The organism is Micromonospora sp. NBC_01739, from assembly GCF_035920385.1.
GTDB lineage: Bacteria > Actinomycetota > Actinomycetes > Mycobacteriales > Micromonosporaceae > Micromonospora.
The window spans coordinates 1,291,349-1,303,999 of sequence record NZ_CP109151.1 but is presented as its reverse complement, the minus strand read 5'-3'; the positions used below and the strand labels follow the sequence as shown (position 1 = coordinate 1,303,999).

Sequence of the window (12,651 nt, the reverse complement as noted above, 5' to 3'; positions counted from 1 at the left end):
CCTTTCTCAACCGAGCCCGCAGGCCGACAGCGACCGCTCGTAGCCCCGGAAGAACGCCTCCGCGCGCTGCTCCGGGGTGCCGTGCGAGCCCTCCGCGAACCACGGCTGACCGGGATCGTCACCGACGGCGAGCAGGCCCTCGCGGAACTCGTCCAGGTCACCCTCGTCGAGGGTCAGCCACCCGGCCTCGACAGCACCACCCAGGTAGGCCCCGGCCATGCAGTCGGCCTGCAACTCCTGCTGGATGGTGAAGTTGTACTGGACCCCCAGGCGGGTCTGGATCCCGTGGGCGTACTCGTGGCCGATCAGGTAGTACACGAAGGCGTCACCCACCTGCCGGAACGCCCCGAAGGACCAGTTGATGTCGTACGCGATGAAGTCGCTGACCGTGCAGTAGACCGCGTTGTTGCGGGGCACCTCCTGCCCACCGCAGGACACCTCACCGTCCCGCTGGTACGCGATCACCCGCCGGATCGGCCGCAACGAACTCCCGGACGCCTCGAACTGCGCCGCCCAGAAGCGTTCGGCGGTGCGGCGGGCCGTCTCCACGTCCTCCTGGAACTCCTCGACCGTGTCGGTGCCGTCGGCCCGGGTGGTCACCTCCCCGCTCGGCGACGCCGGTTCCCGCTGCCCGGTCGGCGCACCCGGCTGGCCGACCGGATCGACCATGCACGCCGCAGCGGCCACCAGCGCCACCGCCAGACCGATGAACCTCCCCCGACGCCCCTGCCGCTCGCCTGCCGCCACCGCATCCTCCCGCCTCGGCGATGCCGGATGTCATACCCCCACGGTACGACCGACATGCCCCTCGCCGTTTCGTACGCCGTGCCGCCCTCCCCGGTTCACCGGCGCGGCTTCACGGGCGGTGCGACCCTGCACCGGCGGGGCGTCACGGGCTGGCGGCGAGGAAGATGAAGGCGGCGAACAGCACCAGGTGCACCCCGCCCTGCAACAGGGTGGCCCGCCCCGGCACCACGGTCAGCACCCCGGTGACCACGGTCAACGCCAGCAGGGTGACCTGGGTACCGCCGAGGCCGAGCAGCAGCGGCCCCTCCAGCCAGATCGAGGCGATCGCGATGGCCGGGATGGTCAGGCCGATGCTGGCCATCGCCGAACCGAGCGACAGGTTGAGGCTGATCTGCACCCGGTCCCGGCGGGCGGCACGGGCCGCGGCCAGGGTCTCCGGCAGCAGCACCAGCAACGCGATGATCACCCCGACGAAGGCCGGCGGCAGATTCACCGCGGCCACCCCCGCCTCGATCGCCGGGGACACCGACTTGGCGTCACCGACCACCGCCACCAGGGCCACCAGCAGCAGCCCGAGACTGATCAGCGCCTGCCGGGTCGACGGCGGGTCGGCGTGCACCTCCTCCGGCAGGGTCTCCCCTCCGCTGCCCACCGGCAGGAAGTAGTCCCGGTGCCGACCGGTCTGCACCATCACGAACAGGGCGTACAGGGCCAGCGACACCACCGCCGCGAAGGTCAACTGGACCGGGCTGAACTGCGGACCGGACCGCCCGGTGGTGAAGGTCGGCACCACCAGACTGAGGGTGGCCAGGGTGGCCACCGTGGCCAGGGCGCCACCCGTACCCTCCGGGTTGAACACCGCCAGCCGGCGGCGCAGCGCCCCGATCAGCAACGACAACCCGAGAATGCCGTTGCAGGTGATCATCACGGCGGCGAAGACCGTGTCCCGGGCCAGGGACTGGGTCTTCTCCCCACCACTGATCATCAGCGTGACGATCAGGGCCACCTCGATCACGGTGACCGCCACCGCGAGCACCAGCGATCCGTACGGCTCACCGACCTTGTGGGCGACCACCTCGGCGTGGTGCACGGCCGCGAGGACCGCGCCGGCCAGGAACAGGCCCACGATCACGACCATGACGCCGTCGAGCTTCTGCCCCCAGGTCAGTACCAGGACCACCAGGGCAGCGATCGGTACGAACACGGTCCAGCTGGTCAGGGTGCGGCGCAGGGCGAGCATGATCTACATCCTGCCAGCCATCATGATCATCAACGGCGAAGCCTCCCCACAGTCCCCCGTCCGCGCGGCCCACCACGACCCCCGGCGACCGGCCCATCCAGCTCACCACGACGCCCGGCGGGCGGCCCAGCCGCCGCCCACCGTTTCGCCGAAACGGCGCCTACCGCCCGTCCCCGATACCACCGTTACGCCGAAACGGAGTCGATCATCCGGCGGATCGTGGGTCAGCGGCCAACTTCGGTCCGCCGCCCGCCAGGTCGGTCGGCGTCGGCCGTACGGCCGTCGGGCAAGGGCCGCCGCCAGCCGGTCTCGGCGAGTACAGCCCGGCGATGATCAGCCGGCGCGGATCAGATCCAGCGCGTGCACCGCCAGCCGGACCGCTGTCGGCCGCATCGCCGCCGCCTGCTCGTCGCTCACCGAACTCACCACTGTCAGCCGAACCTCCATGATCACGTTGGCGTCCAGGATCTCGATCCTGACATCGTCCCGGAGCTGCTGATAGCGGACCGCATCGGCGACGATCTCCGAACCGCCCTCGAACGGCTCCGCCGAAGTCACCGTGGCGGAACGCTCGAACCCGGCACCAGCCTCGCCCACCCCACCAAAGCTCTGCACCTTCAAGAACACGAACCCGCCGCGGAACTCATCCCCCTCGAAGAAACTCTTGGCGCACCGGAAGTTGGGGCCACGATCGTCATCCACCGGCGGAATCGGCGTCGGCCCGCCGTCGAAGGCAGGCGTGGCGAGCGCGTAGTCGACACGGTCGCAGAGGTCGTCCGGCACGGCGCGAATCGCGTCAGACGACGCCGTCGCATCCGGCACCCCGTCACTGGCACAGCCCGTCAGCAACAGAACCGGTAGCACCGCACCGGCCACCACGGTCAGCGCCACACGAGCAGGAAAGATCGTCACGGCGGGTGAGTGTGCCAGACCCGCCGACCGCCGTGAAGATCCGATCGACGCGCGCGGACGTCCCGAACCACAGCAGCGACCACGCCTGACCACACCGCCTGGTGCGGTCAGGCACTCAGCTCGACAGTGCGCCGGTGACGCCCTTGCCCCCTACTTGGCGTTGAAGTAGCTCGCCTCCGGGTGGTGGACGACGATGGCGTCGGTGGCCTGCTCCGGCATGAGCTGGAACTCCTCGGACAGTTGCACCCCGATGCGCTCCGCGCCGAGCAACTCCACGATCTTCGCCCGGTCCTCCAGGTCGGGGCAGGCCGGGTAGCCGAACGCGTACCGGCAGCCCCGGTAGTCGGTGCGCAGCAGGCCGGCCAGGTCGGCCGGGTCCTCGTCGGCGACCGTACGGCCGTCGGGCAGGGTCAGCTCGGCCCGGATCCGCTTGTGCCAGTACTCGGCGAGGGCCTCGGTGAGCTGCACGGACAGGCCGTGCACCTCCAGGTAGTCGCGGTACTCGTTGCGGGCGAACAGCTTGGCCGCGTACTCGCTGACCGGCTGGCCCACGGTGACCAGTTGCAGCGCCACCACGTCCAGCTCCTCGCCGCGGGGGCGGAAGAAGTCGGCCAGGCAGAGCCGCCGCTCCTGCCGCTGCCGTGGGAAGGTGAACCGGGCCCGCTCGGCGTTCCCGTTCTCGTCCAGCACCACCAGGTCGTTGCCCTCGGAGTACGCCGGGAAGTAGCCGTACACCACGGCCGCCTCCAGCACCTGGTCGGCGATCAGGCGGTCCAACCAGTAGCGCAGCCTCGGTCGGCCCTCGGTCTCCACCAGCTCCTCGTACGAGGGGCCCTTGCCACCGCGCGCACCGCGCAGCCCCCACTGGCCCATGAAGGTGGCCCGCTCGTCCAGCAGCGCCGCGTAGTCGGCCAGCGGCACCCCCTTGACCACCCGGGTGCCGTAGAAGGGGGCGGTCGGCACCGGCACGTCGAGCGCCACGTCGGAGCGGACCGAGGTGTCCGTCAGCTCCGGCAGGGACTCGGCGACCATGGCGCGCTGCCGTTCCCGGCGGGCCCGGCGGGCGGCCAGGGCCGCCTCCCGCTCGGGGTCGATGACCGGAGCGCCACCACGCTTGGCGGTCATCACCCGGTCCATCAGGGACAGTCCCTCGAAGGCGTCCCGGGCGTAGTGCACCTGGCCGGGGAACGCCGACCGCAGGTCGTCCTCGACGTACGCCCGGGTCAGGGCCGCGCCACCGAGCAGGACCGGCCAGCGCTCCGCGACCCCGCGCGTGGCCATCTCGGCCAGGTTCTCCTTCATGATGACCGTGCTCTTGACCAGCAGGCCGGACATGCCAATAGCGTCCGCACGATGCTGCTCGGCGGCGTCGAGGATGGCGGAGATCGGCTGCTTGATGCCGATGTTCACCACCTCGTAGCCGTTGTTGGACAGGATGATGTCGACCAGGTTCTTGCCGATGTCGTGCACGTCGCCCTTGACGGTGGCCAGCACGATGCGGCCCTTGCCGCCGTCGTCGGCCTTCTCCATGTGGGGTTCCAGGTGCGCCACCGCGGTCTTCATCACCTCGGCGGACTGGAGCACGAAGGGCAACTGCATCTGCCCGGAGCCGAACAACTCACCGACGACCTTCATCCCGTCGAGCAGGATGTCGTTGATGATGGCCAGCGGCGCGGTGCCGGCGGCCATCGCGGCGTCCAGGTCGGCCTCCAGGCCGTTGCGTTCACCGTCGATGATCCGCCGCTTGAGCCGCTCGTTGAGCGGCAGGGCGGCCAACTCCTCGGCCCGGGTGGCCCGCGCGGAGGCCGCGTCGACCCCCTCGAAGATCTCGATGAACCGCTGCACCGGGTCGTAGCCCTCCCGGCGCCGGTCGTAGATCAGGTCGAGGGCGATCTCCCGCTGCTGCTCCGGGATCTTCGCCATCGGCAGGATCTTGCTGGCGTGCACGATCGCCGAGGTGAGCCCGGCCTGCACGCACTCGTGCAGGAAGACCGAGTTGAGCACCTGCCGGGCGGCCGGGTTGAGGCCGAAGGAGACGTTCGAGATGCCCAGGGTGAAGTTGACCCCGGGCCAGCGGCGAGCGATCTCCCGGATCGCCTCGATGGTCTCGATGCCGTCGCGGCGGGTCTCCTCCTGCCCGGTGGCGATCGGGAAGGTGAGCGCGTCGATGAGGATGTCCGCGCGGCGCAGCCCCCACCGCTCGGTCAGGTCATTGATCAGACGCTCGGCTACCCGGACCTTCCACTCCGTCGTACGCGCCTGGCCCTCCTCGTCGATGAGCAGCGCGACCACGGCGGCGCCGTGCTCGGCGACCACCGGCATCACCCGGGCGTACCGGGAGTCGGGGCCGTCACCGTCCTCGAAGTTGACCGAGTTGACCACGCACCGGCCACCGAGCATCTCCAGCCCGGCCTCGATCACCGCCGGCTCGGTCGAGTCGAGCATGATCGGCAGGGTCGAGGCGGTGGCGAACCGGCCGGCCAGCTCCCGCATGTCGACCGTGCCGTCCCGGCCGACGTAGTCGACACAGAGGTCCAGCAGGTGGGAGCCGTCGCGGGCCTGGCTCCGGGCGATCTCCACGCAGGCCTGCCAGTCGGCGGCGAGCATCGCCTCCCGGAACGCCTTCGAACCGTTGGCGTTGGTCCGCTCCCCCACCATCAGCACGCTGGCGTCCTGGGCGAACGGCACGTGGTGGTAGATCGAGGAGACCCCGGAATCGGTGCGCGGCTCGCGCCGGCCCGGCCGAGTACCGCCCAGCCGCTCGGTGAGCACCCGGATGTGCTCCGGGGTGGTGCCGCAACAGCCACCGATCAGGGAGACCCCGTACTCGGTAACGAAGCGTTCCATGGCGTCGGCCAGCTCCACCGGGGTCAGCGGGTAGACCGCGCCGTCGGCGGTGAGCTGCGGCAGCCCGGCGTTGGGCATCACCGACAGCGGCACCTGGGCGTGCTGGGAGAGATAGCGCAGGTGCTCGCTCATCTCCGCCGGGCCGGTGGCGCAGTTCAACCCGATCAGGTCGATCCCGAGGGGTTCGATCGCGGTCAGTGCCGCGCCGATCTCGCTGCCGAGCAGCATGGTGCCGGTGGTCTCCACCGTGACGTGACAGATCAGCGGTACCTTGCGGCCCACCTCGACCATGGCCCGCTGGGAGCCGACCACCGCCGCCTTGACCTGGAGCAGGTCCTGGCAGGTCTCCACGATCAGGGCGTCCGCGCCGCCCTCGATCAGACCGGCGGCGTTCTCCTGGTAGGCGTCCCGCAGGGTGGCGTAGGCGGCGTGCCCCAGGGTGGGCAGCTTGGTGCCGGGGCCGATCGAGCCGAGCACGAACCGGGGGCGCTGGGCGGTCGAGTAGGCCTCGGCGGCCTCCCGGGCGATGCGGGCACCGGCCGCCGACAGCTCTCGGATGCGGTGCTGGATGTCGTACTCGGCCAGGTTGGCCAGGTTGGCGCCGAAGGTGTTCGTCTCCACGCAGTCCGCACCGGCGGCGAGGTAGGCCTCGTGCACCTCGCGCACCACATCCGGTCGGGTGACGTTGAGGATCTCGTTGCAGCCTTCGAGGCCGTCGAAATCGTCCAGGGTCAGGTCGGCGGCCTGGAGCATCGTCCCCATCGCCCCGTCGGCGATGAGGATCCGGTCTGCCAGCGCGTCGAGTAACGAAGTCCGCACGCTGTCAGGTTAGTCCGCTCCGGTATGAACTGAACCCCTGCGCCGCGCAATCCCACATCGTGCCATCGATGGCTCCTGTCCTATTCTAGGGTTATATGCTGATAAGACTGGTCATCGGTGCAGGTCGCGCAGTGCCTGTCGGTTCCACGTCACCGGCATTCGTGATCCCCCTGACTCCGGCCGCCGCACGGGTGTCGGTCGCGATCCGGCGCGGCCGACGGGCCCCATCCGGACACGGCACGTAGGCTGACTGATGTGAGGGACTACAGCGACATCACCATGCACGACTGGCGAACGATCGGGGCCGATTCCCGTGGCGCCGGTGACGCGCGGGGTGAGGTGACGGCGTGACCGACTTCGACGGGCTGCCGGTGCTGCGGTCTCCGGTGGCCATCGCCGCCTTCGAAGGCTGGAACGACGCCGCCGACGCCTCGACCGCCGCAGTCGAGCACCTGGAACAGGTGTGGCAGGCCAAGCCGATCACCGAACTCGACCCGGAGGACTTCTACGACTTCCAGGTCAGCCGGCCCACCATCACGATGTCCGACGGGGCCACCCGGCGGGTGGAATGGCCGACGACCCGCTTCGCGGTGGCCAGCCCGTCCGGCACTGAACGGGACGTGGTGCTCATCCGCGGCATCGAGCCGAGCATGCGCTGGCGCACCTTCTGCGAACAGGTGCTGGAGATCTGCCACAGCCTTGAGGTCGAGCGGGTGGTGCTGCTCGGCGCGCTGCTGGCCGACGTCCCGTACACCCGACCGCTGCCGATCAGCGGCAGCGCCTCCGACGCCGACGCCGCGAAGCGCTACCAACTGACTCCCACCCGGTACGACGGGCCGACCGGCATCGTCGGGGTGCTGCACGACGCCTGCACCCGCGCCGAGGTCGACGCGGTGTCCTTCTGGGTGCACGTGCCGCACTACGCCAACAATCCGCCCTGCCCCAAGGCGACTCTGGCCCTGCTGCACCGGGTAGAGGAGGTGGTCGACCTGCCGGTGCCGATGGCCGACCTGGCCGAGGAGGCCGCCGAGTGGGAGCAGCGGGTACGCAGCGCCGCCGAGCAGGACGCCGAACTCGGCGAGTACGTCCGTGAGCTGGAGGAACGGGTCGGCGACGCCGGCATCACCCCGTTGACCGGGGACGAGATCGCCCAGGAGTTCGAGAAGTACCTGCGCCGCCGAGGCGGCTCCGCCGGCCCCACCGCCGGCTCCTGGTAACCACACCGTTTTCGTAGGCCTCGGGCGACATCGCCCGGGGCCTACTTTTGTATTCACCGACAGGGGTGGCGAGGGTCACCCCGCGTAGGGCATCCTAGGAACCTAGCTGATAGGGGGTCCGGATGCAGATCAACCCGGGGGCGGCGGAGTTTCCGCACCGACAGATCGCCGCGCAGCTCAAGACACAGATCCGGCGCGGAGACTGGGGGCCGGGTGAGCGGCTGCCGTCCATCCCGGCCATCGCGGAGATGTTCGGGGTGGCCAAGCAGACCGTGCAACGCGCCGTCGACCAGCTGCGGGTCGAGGGAATCCTGATCACCAAACCCGGCTCCGGTACGTACGTCCGGGGCACCCGGCGGCGACTCAACCGGCTGTCCCGGGGGCGCTACGGCGGCTTCCGCGGCTACCACACCGACCTGGCCGCCCGGTACCGCCAACAACTCGTCTCCGTCGGCCGCTCCCCCGCCCCACCGGAGGTGGCGGACGCCTTCGGCGTACCGGACGGCACCGAACTGCTCTGCCGCCGCCACCTGGTGCGGACCGAGGACTCCCCGGTCGAGGTCGGGGCCTCCTGGTTCCTACCCGCGGACACCGCCGGCACCACCCTGGAGCGCGCCGAGGCCTTCGGCCGCCCCCTCTACCAGGAGGCCGAGGAGGCCACCGGACGGCGGTACGCGACCGCCACCGACACGATCACCGCCCGCCAGCCCAGCCGGGAGGAGGCGGAAACCCTCCAGATCCGCCCCGACACCCCGGTCCTGCACCTGCTGCACGTGGCCTACGACGCCCACCGCAAACCCATCGAGGTAGCCCAGGCCACCTGGCCCGGCCCGGTAACCACCCTCACCGAGGAGTACAAGATCCCCGCCCCCACCCCAGACCCGGACCCCGACCCCGGCCTCGTCCTGGGCTGACCCTCCCGCAGCCCCCGCCCTGCCCGCCCTGCCCGTCGATCTTGCACTTTCTGTCGCCGCATAAGCCGCAGAACATCCCATATCGGCGACCAAAAGTGCAAGATCGACGGGCGGGGGCGCGGTGGGACAGGGGCGCGGCGGGGCACGCGGGGTGCGGGTGGGAGGGGGTCAGAGGTGGATGCCGAGGAGGGCGTCCAGGGTGGTGGCGAAGAGGGCGGGGGCGGTGGGGTCGGCGGAGGGGTCCGCCGGGGCGGCCAGGGTCCGGTCGGCCCACTCGTCGGCCAGTCGGAGGGCACCGGGCGAGTCGAGGTCGTCGGTGAGGCGGTCGCGTACGGCTGCCAAGAAGGCCTCCCCGGACGGGCCGGCGGGTGCGGCGGCGGCCTGCCGCCAACGGTCCAGGCGCTGGTAGGCGGTGGTCAGCAGGTCATCGGTCCACGACCGGTCGGCCCGGTAGTGGCCGGACAGCAACGCCAGGCGTACCGCCATCGGGTCCACCTTGTCGGCGCGCAGCCGGGAGACGAAGACCAGGTTGCCCAGCGACTTGGACATCTTCTCGCCGTCCAGGCCGATCATGCCGGCGTGCACGTAGTGCCGGGCGAAGGGCGCCGCCGCGGTCAGCCGCTCGGCGTGCGCGGCGGAACACTCGTGGTGCGGGAAGATCAGGTCGTTGCCGCCGCCCTGCACGTCGACGGTGTTGCCGAGCAGCGCCAGGGCGATCACGGTGCACTCGATGTGCCAGCCCGGCCGACCCTGGCCCAGGTCCCCGCCGGGCCAGGAGGGTTCGCCCTCGCGGGCCCCCCGCCACAGCAGCGGGTCCAGGGGGTCGCGCTTGCCGGCCCGGTCGGGGTCGCCGCCGCGCTCCGGGAAGAGTTCCAGCATCTCGGCCCGGGACAGGTTGGACTCGTAGCCGAACCGGGGGGCGGCCGTGATGTCGAAGTAGACGTCGCCGGTGCCGTCCTCCAGCGTGTACGCGGCGTCGTCCTTGAGCAGTTCCAGCACCTTCTCGGCGATCTCCGGGATCGACTCGACCGCACCGACGTAGTGCGCCGGTGGGATGATCCGCAGCGCCTCCATGTCCTCCCGGAACAGGGCGGTCTCCCGCATGGCCAGGACCTTCCAGTCCTCGCCGTCCCGCTCGGCGCGTTCCAGCAGGGGGTCGTCGATGTCGGTGACGTTCTGCACGTACCGCACCTCGTGGCCGGCGTCCCGCCACATCCGCTGCACCAGGTCGAACGTGATCATGGTGGCGGCGTGGCCCAGGTGGGTGGCGTCGTACGGGGTGATGCCGCAGACGTACATGGTCGCCGGGCCCGACGGTTCGGTCGGGTGCACGGCCTGCCGAGCCGTGTCGTACAACCTCAGCGCCCTGCTCCTGCCCGGCAAACGCGGCACCTCGTGCCCCACCCAAGACTCCATGACCGTCAGCCTAACCAGACCGGAGTCCCGCCCACGTCCAGCCGGGGGTGATCAACACCTCAGCTCACAGCGGGGGCCACGGCACCGCCGGCCAGTCCCGGGAGGGCTGCGGAAAACGACCGTGCCGGCACAGTCGGTCGACCCGGGCCGCCAGTTCGGCGATCTCACTGAGGGTGAGGTGTTCGGCGAGTTCGGCGCCGAGGGGGCCACGTAGTTGACCGGCCAGCCGATCGAGCACCTCGACGGCGTCCGCCGGCAGGGACCGCCCGGCCCAGCCCCAGAGCACCGTACGCAGCTTCTCCTCGACGTGGAAGCTGACCCCGTGGTCGACCCCGTAGATCCGGTCCTCGGGACCGACCAGGACGTGCCCGCCCTTACGGTCCGCGTTGTTGATCACCGCGTCGAGGACGGCCAGCCGGGCCAGCCGGGGGTCGTCGGCGTGGGCCAGGGCGTACGGGGTGCCGTCGTCGTCACGGGCCGCGGCGACCGGGATCCACCGGGGTGGTACGGCGTCGGCCGGCACGAACCCGACCAGGGGTTCGACCTCGTCGGGTTCGTCGATCCACAGCTGACAGGAACCCGGCCCGAAGGGCCCGTCCCGCAGCACGGTCGGCGGCACCAGATCCCAGCCGGTGGCCGCCGACACCAGGTAGGCGGCGACCTCCCGGCCGGCCAGGGTCCCGTCCGGGAAGTCCCACAACGGACGCTCGCCGCGCACCGGCTTGTACACGCAGCGCGCGGTGACGTCGTCGAGACTGAGCACGGCCCGCAGGGTGGTGTTGGAGGCGTCGACCAGTCGCCCTTCGACGGTCAGTTCACCGTCGCGCAGCAGACGCAACGCGGCGCCACCGTCCTGTCGGGGGGTCACGCCGGACGAGGTCACCGGTGATAGCCGTTGTTTCGGGGGCAGAGATGGCCCGCCGGGTCGAGCGGCTGGCCGCAGAGGGGGCAGGGTGGACGACCGGCGTTGACCACCCGCCGGGCCCGTTCGATGAACTCGCGGGTCGCCTCCGGGGTCAGCCGCACCCGGAGCCGGTCGAGGTCCTCGTCGGGCTCGACGTCCTCCGGCTCGTCCTCCTCGGACTCCCCCAACTCCGCCTCGGCCTCGGGTTCACCGACCGCGATCGCCTCGATCACCACGGTGGCGGTGTCCGCGTCGAAGGCGAGACCCAGGGTGCCGACCCGGAACTCCTCGTCGACCGGGGTCTCCAGCGGCTCGTTGTCGCCGATCGAGGCCGGCGCCTCGGGTAGCTCCACCCCGAACCGGCGCTGCGCCTCGGTGAGCAGCTCCTCCAACTTCTCGGCCAGCAGGGAGACCTGGACCTTCTCCAACGCGACGCTGACCAGCCGGCCGCCGCCGCGCGCCTGGAGGAAGAACGTGCGCTCCCCCGGCGGCCCGACGGTCCCGGCGACGAACCGCTCCGGCGGCTCGAAGGCGTGCACCTGGTGCGTCATACCCACGACCCTATCCGGCGGCCCCAGGCACCGCGCACCCCACCGACCCGATTTCCGGTACGCTCCCCGACCCGCCTGGCGGCCCGTCCGCCGCCCCGGTTCCTCGGCCGGTCACCGGGGCGGGGCGGGCGGTTCACCGGCCGCCTCCGGCGCCACCGCCGACCGCGGCGTCCGAGTCGGTGGGTCGGCTGGTCCGCCGACGCCGCTTACGCTGCGGCGGGACCAGCCCGGCCAGGTCTCCGCCGACATCGTTGAGGCGCAGCAGGAAGGGGCGCAGCGGGGTGTACCGGATCGCGGTCACCGACGCCGGGTCCACCACGATCCGCTGAAAGAAATCCAGGTGTACGCCGAGAGCGTCCGCCACGATCGCCTTGATCACATCGCCGTGGCTACACGCCAACCAGACCGCCTCGGGGCCGTGCTCGGCGGTCACCCGGGCGTCCCAGTCGCGTACCGTGGCGACGGCGCGAGCCGCCATCTGGGCCATCGCCTCCCCCTGCGGGAAGACCGCCGCGCTGGGATGCTGCTGCACCACCGGCCAGAGCGGCTCCTTGGCCAGCTTCTTCAGCGGCTGTCCCTCCCAGGTGCCGTACCCGCACTCGATGAGCCCTTCCTCGAGCACCGGCGAGACCTGCGGCAGGGCCAGTTCCAGGGTGCGCCGGCAGCGGACCAGGGGGCTGCTCACCACGGCCGCCAGGGGCAGTGCGCGAAGCCGCTCACCCACCGCAGTGGCCTGAGCCTGACCGGTCTCGTCGAGATCGACCGGTTGGCGGCCGGCCAGTCCACCATCGGCGTTCGCGGTGGTGCGTCCGTGCCGCAGAAGCAGAAGTGTCGCCACGTACCCCACCCTAGGCCGCCGACGCTCACCGGTGGTCTCCCACACCGTCGGCACCATTGGCACCGCCGTACCCGGTCAGGTCGCTCGTGGGTTTCCCGCGCCGGTCGTACCGTCCGGGGGGGTTTGAGCCCTGTCCACCTGACTGCGAGGTTGCCGGGTTTGGGGCCCTGGTATCGGGTGGACCGTTCGGGCGTGGTGCCGGATTCGTCGGGTCGGCTCGGCGGAATGCCGGGCGGGTGCCCGGCG

Annotated in this window: 10 protein-coding genes; 2 read left to right on the top strand and 8 right to left on the bottom strand. The window is 71.1% G+C overall.

Annotated features, from left to right (window positions below; all coding sequences use genetic code 11):
• Window positions 1-6: 6 nt before the first annotated feature.
• From OIE53_RS05860 to metH, 4 genes are all read right to left on the bottom strand, one after another.
• Complete coding sequence (locus OIE53_RS05860) at window positions 7-747, bottom strand: neutral zinc metallopeptidase (protein WP_327025541.1); 741 nt, start codon at window positions 745-747, stop codon at window positions 7-9.
• Between the two features lie 142 nt (window positions 748-889).
• On the bottom strand, window positions 890-1,987 hold the full coding sequence (locus OIE53_RS05855; RefSeq protein ID WP_327025540.1) for a calcium:proton antiporter: 1,098 nt from the start codon (window positions 1,985-1,987) through the stop codon (window positions 890-892).
• Between the two features lie 333 nt (window positions 1,988-2,320).
• Entirely contained in the window at window positions 2,321-2,899 is a 579-nt protein-coding gene (locus OIE53_RS05850; protein ID WP_327025539.1) for a hypothetical protein, read from the bottom strand.
• 150 nt (window positions 2,900-3,049) lie between these two features.
• Window positions 3,050-6,565 (bottom strand): methionine synthase, encoded by a 3,516-nt coding sequence (metH, locus tag OIE53_RS05845; protein ID WP_327025538.1) that lies wholly within the window; start codon window positions 6,563-6,565, stop codon window positions 3,050-3,052.
• Between the two features lie 347 nt (window positions 6,566-6,912).
• On the opposite strand from metH, the gene OIE53_RS05840 reads away from it, so the two are divergent.
• Together OIE53_RS05840 and OIE53_RS05835 are read left to right on the top strand one after the other, a co-directional pair.
• The gene (locus tag OIE53_RS05840) at window positions 6,913-7,782 is read left to right on the top strand and encodes a PAC2 family protein (protein ID WP_327025537.1); all 870 of its coding nucleotides are present in this window, start codon (window positions 6,913-6,915) and stop codon (window positions 7,780-7,782) included.
• Window positions 7,783-7,904: 122 nt separating this feature from the next.
• Complete coding sequence (locus tag OIE53_RS05835) at window positions 7,905-8,696, top strand: GntR family transcriptional regulator (RefSeq protein ID WP_327025536.1); 792 nt, start codon at window positions 7,905-7,907, stop codon at window positions 8,694-8,696.
• A 168-nt stretch (window positions 8,697-8,864) separates the two neighbouring features.
• Here the strand turns inward: OIE53_RS05835 and mshC are convergent, their stop codons facing one another.
• The 4 genes from mshC to OIE53_RS05815 all read right to left on the bottom strand — a co-directional run bounded on the left by mshC (window position 8,865) and on the right by OIE53_RS05815 (window position 12,462).
• Entirely contained in the window at window positions 8,865-10,112 is a 1,248-nt protein-coding gene (mshC, locus tag OIE53_RS05830) for a cysteine--1-D-myo-inosityl 2-amino-2-deoxy-alpha-D-glucopyranoside ligase (RefSeq protein ID WP_327025535.1), read from the bottom strand.
• A gap of 64 nt (window positions 10,113-10,176) precedes the next feature.
• On the bottom strand, window positions 10,177-10,995 hold the full coding sequence (locus tag OIE53_RS05825; RefSeq protein WP_327025534.1) for an SCO1664 family protein: 819 nt from the start codon (window positions 10,993-10,995) through the stop codon (window positions 10,177-10,179).
• Complete coding sequence (locus tag OIE53_RS05820) at window positions 10,992-11,567, bottom strand: DUF3090 domain-containing protein (RefSeq protein WP_327025533.1); 576 nt, start codon at window positions 11,565-11,567, stop codon at window positions 10,992-10,994. The genes OIE53_RS05825 and OIE53_RS05820 overlap by 4 nt, the downstream gene beginning before the upstream one ends.
• Before the next feature lie 133 nt (window positions 11,568-11,700).
• On the bottom strand, window positions 11,701-12,462 hold the full coding sequence (locus tag OIE53_RS05815; RefSeq protein ID WP_442791378.1) for a histidine phosphatase family protein: 762 nt from the start codon (window positions 12,460-12,462) through the stop codon (window positions 11,701-11,703).
• Window positions 12,463-12,651: the final 189 nt, after the last annotated feature.